Annotated in this window: 16 protein-coding genes; 8 read left to right on the forward strand and 8 right to left on the reverse strand. The window is 71.8% G+C overall.

Features of this window, described 5'->3' with window-relative positions; translation table 11 throughout:
• Positions 1–59: 59 nt before the first annotated feature.
• Entirely contained in the window at positions 60–2,630 is a 2,571-nt protein-coding gene (locus WMF46_RS44880; RefSeq protein ID WP_437982840.1) for a sensor domain-containing diguanylate cyclase, read from the reverse strand.
• A 299-nt stretch (positions 2,631–2,929) separates the two neighbouring features.
• Between WMF46_RS44880 and WMF46_RS44885 the strand changes: the two genes are divergently transcribed.
• From WMF46_RS44885 to imm31, 3 genes are all read left to right on the forward strand, one after another.
• Complete coding sequence (locus tag WMF46_RS44885) at positions 2,930–3,484, forward strand: hypothetical protein (RefSeq protein ID WP_437982841.1); 555 nt, start codon at positions 2,930–2,932, stop codon at positions 3,482–3,484.
• Positions 3,485–3,817: 333 nt separating this feature from the next.
• Entirely contained in the window at positions 3,818–4,330 is a 513-nt protein-coding gene (locus tag WMF46_RS44890) for a DUF2247 family protein (protein WP_437982842.1), read from the forward strand.
• A gap of 161 nt (positions 4,331–4,491) precedes the next feature.
• Complete coding sequence (gene imm31, locus WMF46_RS44895) at positions 4,492–4,776, forward strand: Imm31 family immunity protein (protein ID WP_437982843.1); 285 nt, start codon at positions 4,492–4,494, stop codon at positions 4,774–4,776.
• A 211-nt stretch (positions 4,777–4,987) separates the two neighbouring features.
• On the opposite strand, the gene WMF46_RS44900 is transcribed toward imm31, so the two are convergent.
• From WMF46_RS44900 to WMF46_RS44910, 3 genes are all read right to left on the reverse strand, one after another.
• Positions 4,988–5,419, reverse strand: coding sequence for a hypothetical protein (locus WMF46_RS44900; protein WP_437982844.1), 432 nt, complete (start codon positions 5,417–5,419; stop codon positions 4,988–4,990).
• 424 nt (positions 5,420–5,843) lie between these two features.
• Positions 5,844–6,749, reverse strand: a complete 906-nt coding sequence (locus WMF46_RS44905) for an FG-GAP repeat domain-containing protein (RefSeq protein WP_437982845.1) — start codon at positions 6,747–6,749, stop codon at positions 5,844–5,846.
• Between the two features lie 440 nt (positions 6,750–7,189).
• Positions 7,190–8,047 (reverse strand): CPBP family intramembrane glutamic endopeptidase, encoded by an 858-nt coding sequence (locus tag WMF46_RS44910; protein WP_437982846.1) that lies wholly within the window; start codon positions 8,045–8,047, stop codon positions 7,190–7,192.
• A gap of 253 nt (positions 8,048–8,300) precedes the next feature.
• Between WMF46_RS44910 and WMF46_RS44915 the strand changes: the two genes are divergently transcribed.
• On the forward strand, positions 8,301–9,935 hold the full coding sequence (locus WMF46_RS44915) for an ATP-binding protein (protein WP_437982847.1): 1,635 nt from the start codon (positions 8,301–8,303) through the stop codon (positions 9,933–9,935).
• Positions 9,936–9,945: 10 nt separating this feature from the next.
• On the opposite strand, the gene WMF46_RS44920 is transcribed toward WMF46_RS44915, so the two are convergent.
• Genes WMF46_RS44920 through WMF46_RS44935 form a run of 4 tightly spaced genes read right to left on the reverse strand, consistent with a single transcriptional unit; the run spans position 9,946 to position 12,737 of the window.
• Entirely contained in the window at positions 9,946–10,530 is a 585-nt protein-coding gene (locus WMF46_RS44920) for a Uma2 family endonuclease (protein WP_437982848.1), read from the reverse strand.
• 52 nt (positions 10,531–10,582) lie between these two features.
• Complete coding sequence (locus WMF46_RS44925; protein ID WP_437713296.1) at positions 10,583–11,338, reverse strand: SirB1 family protein; 756 nt, start codon at positions 11,336–11,338, stop codon at positions 10,583–10,585.
• 34 nt (positions 11,339–11,372) lie between these two features.
• The gene (locus WMF46_RS44930; RefSeq protein WP_437742682.1) at positions 11,373–12,173 is read right to left on the reverse strand and encodes a polysaccharide deacetylase family protein; all 801 of its coding nucleotides are present in this window, start codon (positions 12,171–12,173) and stop codon (positions 11,373–11,375) included.
• A gap of 3 nt (positions 12,174–12,176) precedes the next feature.
• Entirely contained in the window at positions 12,177–12,737 is a 561-nt protein-coding gene (locus tag WMF46_RS44935; RefSeq protein ID WP_437982849.1) for a hypothetical protein, read from the reverse strand.
• A gap of 368 nt (positions 12,738–13,105) precedes the next feature.
• Between WMF46_RS44935 and WMF46_RS44940 the strand changes: the two genes are divergently transcribed.
• From WMF46_RS44940 to WMF46_RS44955, 4 genes are all read left to right on the forward strand, one after another.
• Positions 13,106–14,569, forward strand: a complete 1,464-nt coding sequence (locus WMF46_RS44940; RefSeq protein WP_437982850.1) for an MBOAT family O-acyltransferase — start codon at positions 13,106–13,108, stop codon at positions 14,567–14,569.
• 301 nt (positions 14,570–14,870) lie between these two features.
• The gene (locus WMF46_RS44945; RefSeq protein WP_437982851.1) at positions 14,871–15,212 is read left to right on the forward strand and encodes a hypothetical protein; all 342 of its coding nucleotides are present in this window, start codon (positions 14,871–14,873) and stop codon (positions 15,210–15,212) included.
• Between the two features lie 202 nt (positions 15,213–15,414).
• Positions 15,415–15,927, forward strand: a complete 513-nt coding sequence (locus WMF46_RS44950) for a hypothetical protein (protein WP_437982852.1) — start codon at positions 15,415–15,417, stop codon at positions 15,925–15,927.
• A 19-nt stretch (positions 15,928–15,946) separates the two neighbouring features.
• Positions 15,947–16,633, forward strand: coding sequence for a hypothetical protein (locus WMF46_RS44955; RefSeq protein WP_437982853.1), 687 nt, complete (start codon positions 15,947–15,949; stop codon positions 16,631–16,633).
• Positions 16,634–16,751: the final 118 nt, after the last annotated feature.

A 16,751-nucleotide genomic window follows, 5' to 3' on the forward strand; every position in this document is an offset into this window, starting at 1 on the left:
GGTTTCGCCGAGGAGGCTTATGTTCCCGCCGCGGCGGCGCCGCAAGCGGCGCGCAGACCTCAGGCGGCCGTCTTCGGCTTGCTCGTGGGATCGACGTCCGGCGGGCGCCTCGGCTTGCTCCGAGGCTCGGCCTCGCCGGGCGCCTTCCCCGGCGCCTGCGCGGCGGCCGTGGCGCGCTTCCCGGCGGAGGGCGCGCCGTCCTGTCCATGGGCCGTCGGGGCGCCGCCTGCGCCGCCCGTCACGGCCGGCCTGCGCTGCGGCGCGGGCGCCCCTGCCGCGGGCCTCGCCGCCGCAGCCCTGGCCGCCGCGGCCGTCGCCGGGGACCGCGCCGTCGCGGGCCCCGCGTGCCTCGCCGCGGCGGCCGCCTCTGCCGCCTGCCGCGCCGTGGCGGCCGCCTCCGCCGCCTGCTTCGCCGTGGCGGCCGCCTCCGCCGCGTGTTTCGCCGGAGCGGCTGCCTCCGCCGCGGGCGGATGCGCGCTGTTCGAGCGCACCGCCGGTGACCACGCCGTGGAGCGGTTCCGGCCCGACCGCTTCGACACGTAGAGCGACTCGTCCGCGGCCTTGAAGAGCTCTTCCCACGTGCTGCCCGCCTCGGGGTAGGTGGCGATCCCGATCGAGCAGGTCACCTGGCACTGCACAGGCCCGTTGCTCCCGGCCGCGTGGAACGTCGTCCGGCCGAGCTCCTCGCGCACGCGCTCCGCGAGCAGCATCGCGCCGCGCGCGTCCGTCTCCTCGCAGATCACGACGAACTCCTCCCCGCCGAAGCGCGCGACCGCGTCGGTCGTCCGCTTCGCGCGCCGGAGGACGTCGCCGAGCCCCTTGATGATCACGTCGCCCACGTCGTGGCCGTACGTGTCGTTCACCTTCTTGAAGTGGTCGATGTCCGTGACGAGCACCGAGAGCCGCCGCGAGAACCGCCGCGCCGCGGTGATCTTCTGGTCCGCCACCTCGAGCATCGCGCGCTTGTTGAGCAGCCCGGTGAGCCCGTCCATCGTCGCGAGCTCCTCGAGGCGCCGCACCATGCGCGCGTTCGAGAGCGACACGGCCATGTGGCTGGCGAGGACCTCGAGCGTGCTGCGCACCGAGTCCGTGAAGGCCGCGCGCCGGCGCGAGCCGAGGACCAGCGTGCCGAGCGGCCGGTCGTGCACGACGAGCGGGAGCACGATGATCGACGGCATCGACGGTGGCGTGACGCGGCGGGTGAAGACGACCTGCCGCTTCTCGTCGTACTCGCCGCGGTACGGCAGCGGGTGCCGGTTCTGGAGCACCATCGAGACGAGCCCCGCGTTGTGGCGGAAGCGCTGCCCGGTGAGCTCGGCGACGCCGTCGCCGCTGACGGCGCGGATCTCGTGGACCTTCTGCGCCTCGTCGTACAGCGTGACGGCCGCGAAATCGACGGACGTGATCTCGCGGGCGCTCGTGACGCCGGCGTCGATGACGCCGGGCTCGGTCGTGGCGGCGCCGAGCCCCTCGGCGGCGCGGTAGAGCTTGCCCTGCTCGATCTTCGCGCGCTCGAGCTGGACGAAGACGCGCTCGTTCTGGATGGCCCGCACGGCGTAGCGGCACGCCTCGTCGATGAGCTCGAGCTCGCGCGGCGAGAACGGCCGGTCCTCGACGCGATCGACGACGAGCACGCCGCGGAGCTGGCCGTGCTCGAACACAGGCAGCGCGCACACGGCGCGCACCGGGGAGGGGCCGACGTAGTAGGGGAGCTTGTAGCCGGGCTTGAGGCCCCCGAGGACGACCGGCGCGCGCTGGGTGATCGCCGCGCCGAAGACGCCGTCGCCGGAGAGGAACGGGCCCTCGGAGAGGTTCGGGGCGTCGCTCGCGAGCTCGCTGATGCGCAGGTGGGTGCCGGCGTCGTTCTGCCAGAGGAGCACGGCGGTGTAGAGGTCGAGCGACTCGCGCAGGAGGCGCAGGGCGAAGAGCACCGACTGGTGGATCTCCTCGACGCCGGAGCGGGCGAGCCGCTCGTCGTCGCCCTTCTGGCACGCGCCCGCGCCGCGCGCCTGGGCCGGGGCCGAGAGCAGGCGGTAGCTGCGCGCGTCGTCGCGGAGCCGCTCGATCTCGGCCTGGAGGCGGGTGTGGGAGGCCTTCCTGACGCGGCCGAGCTCCGCGCGGAGGATGGTGGCGTTCAGCAGCGAGAAGACGGCCATGAAGCCGATGTGCGGCGCGGCCGCGCGCGTGACGTCGACGAGGCTCGGCGCGCCGCGCTGGGCCGCGGCCGAGCGGACGGCGATCTCGAGGGCGGCGGCGGCGATCGCGACGAGGAGCGACGCCCCCGGGCGGGCGAACGCGCTCACGAGGGCGATGACCACGTAGAGGGCGGCGTGGGCGTCGCCGTCGAGCGAGCCGTCGAGGCGGAGGACGGCGGCGAACGTGCCGACGAGGAGCAGGGCGCCGACCTCGAGGTCGAGCAGGGCGCTCGCCTCGATGGCGGCGGCGCGCCGCCGCGCCCGCTGGACGAGCGCCACGAGCAGCACGAGCAGCGCGGTCGCGGCCGCGAGCGGCGGGAGCGGCGCGGCCGCGTCGAGGACCACGAGCGCCCCGAGGGCCAGCGCGCAGGCGAGCGGCGCCGCGTTGCGCGCGATACGGCGGGCGGTGAGCACGGCGAGCACGAGGTTGGCCATCGGCTCGGATGCCGGTACCAGAGGTCGATCGCCGGGGCCCAGTTCTCTGCCGGCGGAGAGAGGAGGCTCGCCGGTGGGAAGGAAAGGGGCGAGAGTGGAGGAGGGGGTATGACCTGGAGTCGTGGGTGTTCTGAGGAGGGGTCGAGGAGCGAGGCTCGGGCGCGCGCGCTGAGGTGGGTCAACGAGACTTGACGGTGGGTACGCGGCTCGACGTGTGGATGAGCGAGGAGATGCGAGGCGAGCCGGCAGCGCGGCGGAACGCTCCTTCCGGGAGTCATGGCGTCAGGTCGAGGTGCTGCATGGCCTTGGCTCTAGATTCGAGCCAATATTTCGAACGAAACCGCATCGCGCGGCACATCATGCCGCCCGTCGGATTGGCTGATCGTGGAGGAGCCGTGGTTTATTATCCAGATCTGAGCCCGTGTGATTACTTCGGTCGTTGGCAGGACATTCTGCTCGCGGTCGGGTGGCATGAGCCGAGCCATCCGTTCGCGACAGGCTCGGTATCGAAGAGGTTCTTCGAAGCCCTCGTGCGTCTGCTTTCCAACCCATGGCAGCCCGTTGCGCTTGCGGGTTTCCACAGGTGCTCCTATTGCCGGTTCACTGGTGGATCCGCCGAGCTTTGGTTCGAGGATACGGCGATCCGTGTTGGAGCGAACAACCTATTCATTCCAGCGGATCATGGTGTGTATGTCGCTCCGAGCTTGATCGCCCACTATATTGATGCTCATGACTACTGTCCGCCGCTGGTGTTTCAGGAGGCTGTTTTGGATTGCCCCGAGATGAGATCTCTCGCGTACCTGAAGAAGATGAAGTCGCTCGGCATGGTGCTCAGACCTTCGGCACCTTCATGATGGGTCTGGCAGGCGTAGTTCAACCAGGCGAGGCACCGCTACAGCTACGTGCACAACAACCCTGAGGTCACGAAGCCCGTCGTCGCCAAGGTCGCGGGCAAGCTGCCGACGGCGGCGCCGAGCCAGCCGGCCGCGCCTCCAGCGGCGGTGAGGGCGGCAGGAGATGTCGCGAGCAGCGCAGCTCAGGCTCAACGGCTCGTGTTTCGCTGGCGGAAAGGCCGGAATATTTGAATACATCCTGGAGCCGAGCAGCGTCGTGTCCCATCAGCGGTTCATTCCCGGTGGCATCATCAATGGTATGCCCAATCAAAAGTTGGTGCAGTAGAGAGGCAAATGGAACTGGTCGCGGTGAGCATTCCGTACAGCTTTATCGAAGGCAGAGTTCGACTGAGCTGGTGCGAGGTTGGTTTTGGTCTCGATGAAAAATTACTGGATCCAGGGGCGCCAGCCTGTGTCGCGGCTGCCCAGATCGCCGCCAGTGACAACTCCGCCTCGGTCCTTGTTGAGCTGGCAGGTCTGGAAGAAGCAGAAAACGATGCGATTCGCTCCCATGTGGAGATCCTTGCTCGCGCTGAACCCGAGGAGGATATCGAGGAGATTCGTCGAAAATGGCTCTATCTCACGTTGGCATGGATATTCGAGCGCAGGGATGAGCTCGCTGACCCGCTGCAGCGCGTCGAGGAAGTGTATGCGGACTTCGGCTATCCAGAACGTGTCGCCTGCTTTGTTCGGTATATGCCATCCGATGAGCCGGATCTCGGGAGCGTAATGCTGAACGAGCAGAGGTTGTTCGATAAATGGCGGCAGTATCTCGAAGAGGAATCTAGCAGGTACGCCTCATCTTAAGCTTGCTGTGCGGCCCAAACACGGTGGGAGCGGCCCAGCGGCTGTGAACGCAGGCGGCGCGGATCAAGGCGGAGCCGCTGCCTCGAGGGCTCAGCGCGGGTGGGCGTCGCCGAACATGCGACACGTGAACGTCTCGTTGAAAGGAGAGAGCACGCACGGATATGGAGCCGAAGTTCGATTTTTACGAGGTTGTATCCATTCTCCCCTGCGACGCAGCGCCGGGGCGGTTGTGGGGCACGTGCGGGGTCGTCGTGGGGCGAGCCTGCGGCGACGGTGGATGGGAGTATGGCATCCAGGCCTTCGCCGACGACAACTGCTGCTGGCAGCTGGAGGAGCGGTGCCTGCGGACGGAGGGACGGAAGATGTCCAGAGATGACGTGTACACAGGCGAGGTGATCGGCGTGCGCGTCGATCCGGCGACCGGGGAGGGGTCGCCCCGGACATGAGCGACGTCGAGCCACCTCGCTGACCACATCCGCTGCCTCGGTGCGGCGCGTTGCGCCAGGCGCTGCCCGGCCAGCTCGCCGCCCATCTCGCCATCTCCCCTGACTTCCCAGCTGCCTCGATGTGTCGTTGGTCAGCGTTCACGCTGAGCGTTCGAGCTCGCCGACCCTCCACCGGCGCGCCCCGTCGTCATCTCCTGGCGCGGCGCGCCGGTCAGCCGACCCTGTGCTCGACGCTCCGCGCCTGGGCCTGCTGGCGGAGCTCGACGTTGAAATGCTGGAGCACCCAGCGCTCCGCGTCGGTCATCGACGAGAAGACCCTGACGGGATGCGGCGGCGGCTTCAGCCAGTTGAGCGCGGTCAGGATGCCGTTCACCAGGCTGGAATCGCCCACGATGCCGGACGCGAGCAGGTGCGCGCGCGCCTGCCGCTCGTAGTCGGCGTACATCTGCGCGACGGCTCGCCGCTGCACGGCGTTCGGCATGCTGCTGCCGCGCGTGTCGTTGATCAGGCCGAACGGCCCCGACACGATGAGCTGGATCATGCCCCTCATCAGCACGTCCCAATCGTCCTGGGTGTAGTGCTCGCCGGCCCGCATCACGACCAGCGGATAGCGCGAACGATCCAGCTCAATCCCGCGAGCCAAGGCCGCCTCCGTCCCGACGAACGCCACGCTGGACCGGAACGCGGATGGACTCGTACGAGAGGGCGGTCGCGGAGCATGCGGCGGTCATGTACGTCCCGGTCGGTTCAGAAGGGCAGCATTAAAAGGAAGAGCAAAGCGATTCGCGGCTGTCAATGACAAATCACGGCGCTGACCCGAGGGAACAAGAATCTCCTGCGCGCCCTGCGCCTCCTGGACAGCCACGCTGTATTCATCATTGCTGCGCGCTCCGGAGGGATCGTCGCGGGGGACGGTCGGCGCGGACGTAAGTGCCCGAAATTGTTGCACAACATCGGCTGTGTTCAGCGCTCCTCCGTCTCCTCGCTGCCTCCGCGTCGTCCGCGACGCCGGCCCCGCCGGCGCCGCCGACGCGGAGGCAGCGCAGCGGACGTGGGGCGGCGCCCTGTCACCCGCCGTCGTAGGGCCCTAGAAACACCGGCCCCGGCGCGAGCAGCTGAGTGCCGTTCATCAACCAGACCGCCGCCTGGTTCGTTCCTGTGGCGTACCAGAGCACGTCCGCCATGCCGTCGAAATTGCTGTCGGCGGCGGGGCATGCTTCCCAGCCGCGGCCGAGCGGCCCCGGGATCACCGGTCCTGCCGAGATCACCAGGGTGCTGCCCTCCATCAGCCAGACGGCCATGAGGTTCTGCTCCTTGTCGTTCCAGAGCACGTCCGCCATGCCGTCGGCGTTGTAGTCCCGCGCGGTGACGACGTGAAAGCCGCCGCCGAGCCCGGGGATCACCGGCCCCGGCGCGAGCAGCTGAACGCCGTCCATCAGCCAGACGGCTATCAGGCTCTGCTCCGTGTTCTCCCAGAGCACGTCTGCCATGCCGTCGCGGTTGAAGTCCCTCGCGCCGCGCGCCACCCAGCCCTGGCCGAGCGGCCCCGGGATGATCGGCCCCGGCGCGAGCAGCTGAGACCCATCCATCGCCCATGTCGTCATCACGTTCTGTTCTTTGTCGTTCCAGAGCACATCCGCCATGCTGTCGCGGTTCAGATCGCCCACCGCGACGACCTTCCAGCCCCGGCCGAGCGGCCCCGGGATGATCGGCCCCGGCGAGAGCAGCTGGCTCCCTTCCATCAGCCATATGGCCACCAGGTTCTGGTCGATGTTGCGCCAGAGCACATCCGCCATGCCGTCGGAGTTGAAGTCACCCGCGTTGACCGCCTCCCAGCCCTGGCCGAGCGGCCCCGGGATCACCGGCCCCGGCGCGACCGGCTGGGTCCCCTCCATCAGCCAGATCGCCGCCAGGCTCTTCTCGGGGTGCTCCCAGAGCACATCCACCATCTCGTCGCGATTGAAGTCATTCATGCGAGTGGCCTTCCACCCAACCCCGCTCGCCCGCTGCGTCGCGCGTCCCAGGGACGATGCCGCCGGCTCGGCGGACCAGCGGTCTTGGTCCGGCTCGATGCCCGGCGTGCAGGCCGGCATGGGGTGAACCGCAGCGATCGCGCACAGCGCAGCCCCTGTAGCCGCAGACCTCCTCACACTCGCCTCGCTTGCGGCTCGGGCGCGGGCGCAGACGCCGGCACGGGAGATCCCATCCGGTCCGCGACCCTGAGCACGCCGAGCACGTGCGCGGGCGGAGAGCAAGCGCAAGGCCATAAAGACCATGTTGTGCGCCCGATCTCGGCGCAGTCACCACATGGTACCTCACCAGGCCACTCCCCGCTTCTTGCATCGAGGATGGCTCTACCGGGGACGTACACCTGGGAGGATCCTGCCCACGTGCTTGCCTGTCGCGGAGAGGGTCAGTTGAGGCCGGCGGCGACGCTGGCGAGGCCGACCGTGAGATGGACGGCGGTGACGCCGACGAGGGTGCGGTGGCGCGCGTAAAAGAGGCCGAAGAGGACGCTCGCGGCGAAGGTGATGACCGCGAAGGCCAGCGAGACATACAGGTGGAACACGCCGAAGAGCACCGAGGTGACGACGATGGGCGCGAGGCGCCCGGCGTCGGGCAGGAGCCGCTCGAGCGAGGTCTGGATCACGCCGCGCGCGATGAACTCCTGGAGCAGGCAGTGCGGCCCATAACTCGCGAGGAAGATCGCGAACTCGAGGCCCGAATACCCCGCGACCGAGCCCCAGTCGAGCCACGGCTCACCGCGCAGGGCCGGCCCCGCGCGGAGCGCGAGGCACGCGGCGAAGGCCATGGCGGCGATGACGAGCGCCTCGCGGAGGCTATGCCGCGCGCCCGAGAGCGTCACGCCGAGCCGCGCGAGCGGCAGCGGCTGCCGCCGGACGAACCACCCGATCGGCACGAGCAGCAGCAGCAGGAAGCCCCACGAATAGCCCATCTGGAGCAGCGGCGGCAGGTGGGCGTGGATGAGATCCCGGACGAGCTGCGCGACGCCGAAGAGGGCGATGACGACGAAGAAGAACGCCGCGAGCTCCCGGCGCAGCTCCAGGGCGTCCCGACCGCCGCGGCGGAGGAGCTCGATCTCGAGGCGGAGCAGGTCGTGATCGGCGTCGCCCGCCGCAGCCAGCCCGGCGCGCTCGGTCGAGCGGTCGCGCCGGCCGGTCGACGGGCGCGCGTCGCGGGCGGCGGAGCCGGCGAGGAAAGGAACATGGTGTGGGTCGATCACGTCGGAGGAGGATTCGAGCAAGCTCATAAGACTATCCCCATTGAACCAGCCATGATGTCACGACTCCGGGCGAGCGATCAAGCGCATAGGAGGTTCCGCCGTTGTAACAGCCAGCGTGGTTCACGCTGGTTCACGCTGTTTACGTCGTTCACGTCTCGTTCCGACGGCGGGTACCAGCTCGGCGCGGCGGGTACCAGGCCAGCGCGGCGGGCGCCAGGCCCAGCCGTCGGTCGGAACCTCGCGAGCCTCGCGAGCCTCGCGAGCTTTGCCATGGGCGCGCATGCCGCTATCAGAGAGGTCGTTCCTCCGAGCCCGGCGCGATGCCACGGATGAGCGGGCGCCGAGCTGGGCGAGGACGGTACGACAGGGGGCAGACAACACCGTGCGGCTCGGGATCCGGCTTCAGCTCTTGTTCGCGCTCGGCGCGCTGCTCCTCCTGGCGTTCCTGCCGCTCTTCTTCGCCGTGGCCAGCCTCACGCGGGCCACGATGAGCGGCGCGCGCGCGTCGAGCGCCCGCGCGATCGGCCGCGCCATCGCCGGGCACGTGGCCGCCGCGCGGACGACCCGCTCCGCCCCGGAGCTCTCGCTCCTGCTCGAGGCGCAGCTCGGCCCGGACGGGGCGTCGGCGATCGGCGTCTACGACGCGGCCGGGGCGCTCTCGGTCCGCGCCGGGGAGCCGGAGATCGTGGCGGCGCTGCCGGCCTCGGTGGAGGGCGGCACGGAGGTGCTGAAGACGGTGCGGACGGCGCGCGGCGATGCGCTCCTGGTGGTCGTCCCGGAGCCCGCGCGCGAGGCGGCGTCCGGCGCGGAGCCTGCGCCCGCGACGTCGATGGGCTCCGTGGCCGTGCTGGTGCCGACCGACCCGTCGACGGTGGCCGCCGCGCCGCTCGTGCGGATCGTGGCGCTCTACACGGGCATCGTGGCGCTGGCGCTGCTCGTGTTCGCGTACATCTCCATGACGCACCTCGTGGTGCGGCCGATCGACGCGGTGTCGGAGGCCGCGCGCCGCGTGGCCGGCGGGGCGCGCGACCTGGAGGTGCCGCGGGCCGGCGCGCGGGAGCTCGCGGAGCTCGGCGCGAGCCTAGCGCTCATGACGGGCCGCCTCCGCGCCGACGAGGAGTCGCTGCGGGCGAAGATCGCCGAGATCGAGCGCTACGCGGCGGACCTGAAGAGCGCGCAGGAGCGGCTGGTCCGCTCGGAGCGGCTCGCGTCCGTGGGGCGCCTGGCGGCGGGGCTCGCGCACGAGATCGGCAACCCGCTCGCGGCGATCCTCGGCCTGCAGGATCTGCTGCTCGCCGGGGGCCTCACGCCGGCCGAGGAGCGCGACTTCGTCGAGCGGATGAAGCGGGAGACGGAGCGGATCCACAAGATCCTGCGCGATCTGCTCGACTTCGCCCGGCCCGCGGCGCGCGGCGCGGCCGAGGCCGGCGGCGATGGAGAGGCAGGGCACCTCCCCTCGGGGTCGGTCGCGGAGGCGATCGGCGACGTCGTCTCGCTCGTCACGCCGCAGAAGGCGTTCCGCGCGATCGAGCTCGAGCGGGACGTCGCGCCCGACGTGCCGGCCGTGGCGCTCGCGCACGGGCAGCTCGTGCAGGTGCTCCTGAACCTGCTCCTGAACGCGGCCGACGCGGTGCCGCGCGTCGGGGGGCGCGTGGCGGTGCGCGCGTCGCGGGGCGCGGGCGGGGGCGCGCGGATCGAGGTCGAGGACAACGGGCCGGGGATCGCGGAGGCGGTCCGCGAGACGCTGTTCGAGCCGTTCATCACGACCAAGGAGGTCGGCGAGGGGACGGGGCTCGGGCTCGCTGTGTGCCGGGGGCTCGTGGAGGCGGCCGGCGGGACGATCGGGGTCGAGCGAGGCGCGGACGGCGGAGCGCGGTTCGTGGTGCTGCTGCCGGGGGCGGGGGGACGAGGCTGACGGGAGGGCGCTACTCCTCGACAGGGCCCGGGAGCCACCACGAGGCGACCGCGAGCTCTCCGTTGAAGGGCGGTAGCACAGCGCGCTCGTCGTCCTGCGCGGTCGCCGTGAGCGCCGGCCTCCCACCGACCGTCTCGAAGACCTCGACCAGCCGGCGCATCGGGTCCACGATCCAGCTCCAGCCGACGCCGGAGCGCGCGTAGAGCGGCAGCTTCACCGCCACGTCGTCGCGGGCGGTCCGCGGCGACAGGACCTCGCAGCACCAGTCGGGGAGGATCGTCAGCGGGCTCTCGTCCGGCAGCTCGGGGACCCGCTCGACCTGAAAGCCGCACAGGTCAGGCACGGCGAGCCGGCCGCCGGGGAAACGGATCTCCGTCTCGGGCTCGATCCACCAGCCGACGCCGCCGACGTTCGCGTCGAACGGGACGAGGCCGTGCAGGCAGAGCCTGGCCGCGCGGCGGTGGCGCTTCCCGGGCCGCGACATCGTGCGGAGGACGCCGGGCTCCAGGATCTCGCCCGTCAGGTGCTCGGGCAGGGCGCGGATGCTCTGGTAGAGCTCCTCGAAGGTCGGGGGGGTCGTGGCGGGTTGACCCATGCCGACGAGCGTATCCGAGCGCGCGCGGTGCGCGAGCGGCGATCGGGCCGCGTCAGTTCACGCCCCGCCCCGACGACGGCCACGGCCGCTCGCCGCCGAGCTGATCGAGCTCCTTCCGGAGCTCGTCGGTCGGCGCGAGCACCTGCATCCGCTCGAGCACGCTGCGCAGCCGCGACGCGTCCGAGCGGCTCGAGTAGATCGACCGCAGGTTGTTCAGCATGCGCACGAGGATCTGCCGCTTCTGCGCGGGCACGAGCAGCCGCGGCTCCGGATCGCGCGTGGCGCCCGTGGCGCGGGTGTGCAGCGCGCGCAGGTCGTCCCGGCCGAGCAGGCGGCCCTCGAACGGGTCGATGAGCAGCACGCCGCCGCGGACCGGCGTCCTCACGAGGAAATGGCCCGGGAACGAGACGCCCTGGGCCTCGAGGCCCGCGCGCCAGCACACCTCGAGGAGGACGACGGCCAGCGTGATGGGGATGCCCGTCCGGCGATCCAGGACCTCGTGCAGGTAGCTGTTCTTCGGGTCGTAGTAGTCCCCGGAGTTGCCGTGGAACCCGAGGTCGCCGTAGAACCAGCGGAGCAGCTGCTCGATGGGGCCGCTGCCCGGCGTCGCCTCCGCGGCGCGCAGGGGGCGATCGACAGCGCGCCGCGCCTCGCCGCCGAGCCGGTCGAGCACGCCGAGGTAATGCGGGATGTCGAGGCCCGGATACGCGGCGTCGTCGATGAGGAGCGCCGCCTCGGCGAGGTCGAGCTCGTCCTCCGGTCTCCCGGCGATATGCGCAAAGAGCGTCAGACTCACCGGCGCGGCCATCGGACCGAGCGTAGCGCCACCCGACGGAGATGGTCTAGGCGTCCCGCGCGCCGTCGTCGAGCCACGCATCGACGCGGACCCCGACCAGGTTGCGCTTCTCCATCGCCGCCAGGATGCGCGGGAGCGCCAGGGGCCCCGCGGGCGCGTGATCGTCGCGCTCGGCCGCGTCGTGGAGCAGCACGATGGCCCCGTCGCGGAGCCCCGGGATGATCCGCGCCGCCACCCGCCCGGGGTCCGCCCCGGCGAGCCCGTCGAACCCCCGCGCCGACCAGCCGATTACGTCGAGGTCGAGCGCGTCCACCACGCGGGCGATGCGTGGGCTCGTGTGGCCGACCGGTGGCCTGAAGAGGGTGGGGCGGGCGCCGGTGATCCGCTCGATGACGTCGAGGTTCTGCCGGAGGTCGCGCTCGACCCGGCGGGCCGAGCGCAGCGAGAAGAGCCGGTCGTGCGCGTGGCTGTGCAGGGCGATGGCGTGGCCCCGCGCCGCGATCTCGCGGACGAGCTCCGGGTGGGCCTCGGCCTTGCGGCCGATGACGAAGAACGTCGCCTTCACGCCCGCCTCGTCGAGGAGCGCGAGGACCGCCGGCGTGTGCTCCGGGCTCGGCCCGTCGTCGAACGTCAGCGCCACGCCCCGCGCGCCGGGCGGGCCGCGCTTCACGACGTCGACGAACATCCCGAGCCCGAGGAAGAAGACCCCGCACAGGACGAGCGCGAGGTAGCCGGCGATGGCCGCGCCCGCGACCGCCATGGGCACCGGCGCGACGAGCAGCGAGCGCGCGACCAGCGCGAGCGCGCCGAGCGACGCCGCGTAGAGGAGGGCCCGCGCGAACGGCACCGGCTACTTCTTCGCGCGCTTCTTCTCGGGCTCGACCTCGAGGTCGTCGTCGAGCTCGTCCGCCGCGGCGGACGAGGCGATGCGCTTGTTGTTGCCCCCGGCCGCCGCCTTCACCGCCGGCTTCGCGCCCGGCTTCTCCTCGTCCGAAGGGTCGTTGTCGGCCTCGTAGAAGCCGCCGAGCAGCGCGGCGATCGCGGCGAGCGACGTGATCGCCAGGCCGCCGAACGTCCCGGTGCCCCCCGCGGCCTCGCCGAGCGACAGGTTTGCGCCCCCGAGCTCGCCGAGCGGCAGCGGCACCGGCACCGTGAGCCACCGGCGCGCGGCGTACATCAGGCCAGCGCCGAGCAGCGCCCCGACGAAGGCCTTCATCCCCGCCTCGATCTTCGCGTCCTTCGCCCAGATGGGCTTGCCCGCGATCAGGCCCACGAGGACCCCGGCGAGCGCCGCGGCCAGGTAGGCGACGATCGCCATGGGCGCGGCGAAGCCGAGCTTCGCCAGCGCGAAGCCCAGCAGGCCCCCCACGATGAGCCCCTTCACAACCCCGAGGATCAGGCGACCCAGCATCAGATCCATCCTTGGCACGACGCGGGGCGCCGTTCAACATCGCGCGGCGCCATGGCGCCGTTGAAACGCGGCCCCGCGCGGTCGCGTTCCCGGCGCCGTTCCGCGCCGTCCCGTACCATTCCGCGCCGTTTCGTACCGTTCCGCGCCGTCCCGCGCCGTCCCGCGCCGTCCCGCGCCGTTCCGCAGGGCGCCGCGTTGTGAGCGCGACCGCGCGGCGCCATCGGGCCGCGCCAGGAGCGCGACCGCGCCGCGCTCCCTGTGGTAGACGGCCCCCCACCGCCCGGGTAGCCCGCTCCTCCTCGACAACGCGCTCGGCCCCGCCGCGCGCCGCGCCCCTCGCCGCAGCCTGACCCGGGATCCGACCGGCCGTGCTCTTCAATACCCTCCGTTACGCCGAGTTCTTCGCCGCCGTCTTCGTCGGATCGTGGGCGCTCGTGCGGTACGCCGGCGCCTGGCCGCGCCTCGTGTTCCTGCTGCTCGTGAGCTACGGGTTCTACGCGGCCTGGGACTGGCGCTACCTGCCGCTCATCTTCGCCTCGTCCACGGTCGACTTCCTGCTCGCCCGCGCGATCGCCCGCGAGGAGCGGCCCCGGGCGCGGCGCGCGATGCTCATCGCCACCGTGGCGCTGAACCTCGGGTTCCTGGGGTTCTTCAAGTACTGGAACTTCGCGCTCGAGAACGCGGCGGCGCTCCGCGCCTTGCTCACGGGCGAGCCGGCGAGCGTGGGCCACGCGTTCCGGGTGCTCCTGCCGCCGGTCGGCATCTCGTTCTTCACGTTCGAGTCGATGAGCTACGTCGTCGACGTGTACCGGGGCGAGCTCCCGCCCCACAAGAGCTACCTCCGCTACCTGCTCTTCGTCGCCTTCTTCCCGCACCTCGTCGCCGGGCCGATCGTTCGCCCGCGGGACCTGCTCCCGCAGTTCGAGCGCGCCCCGAGCCTCACCCTCGAGGAGGGCGGGGAGGGCCTGTTCCTCGTCGCGATCGGCCTCGTGAAGAAGGTCGTCCTCTCCGACCAGCTCGCGCTCAACCTCGTCGACCGCGTGTTCGAGCGCCCGGAGAACTACTCGGCCGTGGAGGTCCTCGCGGGCGTCTACGGCTACGCCGCGCAGATCTACTGCGATTTCTCCGGCTACACCGACATCGCGATCGGCTCGGCGCTCCTGCTCGGCGTGCGGTTCCCGAAGAACTTCGACGCGCCGTACAAGGCGCACAACCTCGCCGATTTCTGGCGCCGCTGGCACATCTCGCTCTCCACCTGGCTCCGCGACTACCTGTACATCCCGCTCGGCGGCAACCGTGGCTCCGAGCTGGCGACGTACCGCAACCTGATGATCACGATGCTGCTCGGCGGCCTCTGGCACGGGGCATCGTGGAACTTCGTCTTCTGGGGCTTCCTCCACGGCCTCGGCCTCGCCGTGACGCGCGCCTTCCAGCGCTGGCGATCCGCCGGCGAGGGCGAGCGCGGGGGCGCGACCGCGGGCTCGCCCCTCTCCCGCGTTCCCCTCCGCGCGCTGTGCGTGCTGCTGACGTTCCACTACGTCTGCTTCGCGTGGATCTTCTTCCGCGTGCCGACGTTCTCGCAGGCCGTGCTCATCCTGCGGCAGATCGGCACGCTGACGACCTTCCACCCGAACCTCCCGCCCGTGCTCGTCGCGCTCCTCGGGGTCGCGCTCCTGTCCCATTACGTGCCGGAGCGCCTGTACGAGCGCGCGCGCGGCGCCTTCATCGCGGCGCCTGCGCCGGTGCAGGGCGCGCTGCTGTTCCTTGTCGCGATCGGGCTCCACGAGGCGGCGAGCGCGGCCGCGGTGCCGTTCGTGTACTTCCAATTCTGAGAGCGGCGGTCACCCGCTTCGGATACGGGCCCATCTCGGCGTTTTCGGTGCTCAGCGCACTGGAGTGCGCTTCCGCGCCGAAAACGCCGATCTGGACCCGTCTCCTGTGCGGGTGACCGCCGCTCTGGGGCGCGTGTGCAGAGCGTGCGCGACGGGGCGGAGGGAGCGGGCGGGCAAGGCTGCGCAAGAGGCGGAGGGCGCCGGGATCGAGGGCGAGCGCGGTGGGCTCGCCGGCTCGCCGCCGGCTTGCCGCGGTTCATTTCTCGGGATTTCGAGCCGAACGGTGCACTACGCTCCCGCCGTGCGCCCGCCCCCTCTCGCCGCCCTCGCCCCCCTCGCTGTGCTCCTCGCCGGCGCGCTCTCGCTGGCGTGCAGCGTGTCCAACGTGCCAGCGAACGCGATGCCGATGGTCCGGGCGCGCGCCACCTCCGACCTCGATTGCGCCGACAAGGACGTCCGCATCGAGGAGCAGCTCGGCGGTCATTTCAAGGCCGTCGGCTGCGGTCGCAAGGCGTACTACCGGGCCGCCTGCGAGGCGCTCCGCTGCGTGGTGAGCGGCGAGGGCGAGGCGATGGTCCCGTGGCGAGATCGCCCGGATCCGGCCGAGGTCGATCGGCAGCGGAACCGGCTGCCGTTCGAGTAGGCCGGGGCGCATCGGATGAACGCGCCGCGCGCCCGGCGCTCGCCACCGGAGCGCCCGGGCGGTCCGCCGGTGGCAAGCGCCGGCGGACAGCGGCCTTTCGGGCCTTTTTCGGGCACGCGCGGCCGGGCCTGAGGTAGCCTGCGCCGTCCCGGGGCTCTGCCGCGGGTTCGGCCATGGCCTACATCACCACCGAGAGCTGTACGTGACGGACACGGAGCAGGCCGACACCGACGCCCGGCCCGAGCCGGATGCGAGCTCGCCGCCGGACGCGCAGTCCGACGCCGAGCCGCGGCGCCCGCCGAAGAAGCGCGGGAAGCGGCGCGACGAGAAGACGGCGCCGCCCCCCGGCGACGCCGCGCCGGCGCGCCCTCGCCATCCCGAGATCGAGCGCCTCGAGCAGGCGTTCGAGCGCGGCGACTACGCGCTGGTCCGGGAAGGCGCGAGGCGGCTCTTGGCCGGGGAGATCGAGCGCGACAGGCCGAGCCGCCAGCCTCCGGAGGAGGACCATCCCTACCGGGCTCGCGACGACGTGAAATCCTCGCATGACCTGGCGGAGCAGCACGAGCGCGAGCGCGACGAGCTCCGCCGCGCGGCGCGGGCGCTGCTGCGCCGGATCGACCCCGACCCGCTGGCCGTCGTCCTGCTCGTCGCGGCCATGGCGCTGCTCGCGTTCCTCGCGCTCTGGTACTGGTCCCACGGCCACGCGGCCCCGTGATCCCCGAGGAGGCAGCGCGGTGAACGCCGAGCCCGGACGTCCCTCAGGCCGCCCCCCGGCGCGCTGGCTCGCAGCGCTCGCGCTCGCGCTGATCGCCTGCGGGGGCGCCCCCCGCCCGGGTCGGCCCGCGGCGTGGAACGCGGCGCCCGACGGGCAGCGGGGCGCCGCCTCGGGCACGCGGGCCGAGCGCTACTTCCCGCTCGTCGACGGGCACATCTACCACTACGCGACCCTGAGCGAGGGCGGCGAGCAGGGCCTCCTCGTCGCGCGCGTGCACCGCGCGGACGCGCGCAGCGGCGAGCTCCGGTTCCCCTCGGGCGTGAAGCGCTTCGAGTTCACCGGCGAGGGCGTGATCCGCGGCGACACGGGCGTCTTCGTGCTCAAGGAGCCGATCGCGCCCGGCACCACGTGGACCGGCGAGCACGGCGGCCGCGCGCGGATCGCCGCGGTCGACGTGGCGATCGAGGTGCCCGCGGGGCGGTTCACGGGGTGCGTGCAGACCGTGGAGGAGCGCCTCGGCGACAGGCCCGCGCGCTACGTGTCGACGTTCTGCCCGGACGTCGGTGTGGTGGTGATCGAGGCCGCGGGCGGGGCGAGCTACGAGCGGGCCGAGCTCAAGAGCTACGCGCCGCCCGTCGACATGGGCCCCGACGGCGTGCGGCGCGCCCCGGCCGATCCGCCTCCCGGCGGCGCGAGCGCGCCCTGAGCGCGCCGCGCGCGCTCCGCGGTGGAGGGCGCCCGCGTGCGCCGCGCCACGCCGCGCGCGCTCGCCCGGCGGCGCATCCCGTTGCTTTTTGCGCAGACGCGCAATCCGTGCGACCCGT

The organism is Sorangium sp. So ce117, from assembly GCF_051524395.1.
In the GTDB taxonomy this organism is placed as follows: domain Bacteria; phylum Myxococcota_A; class Polyangia; order Polyangiales; family Polyangiaceae; genus Sorangium; species Sorangium cellulosum_B.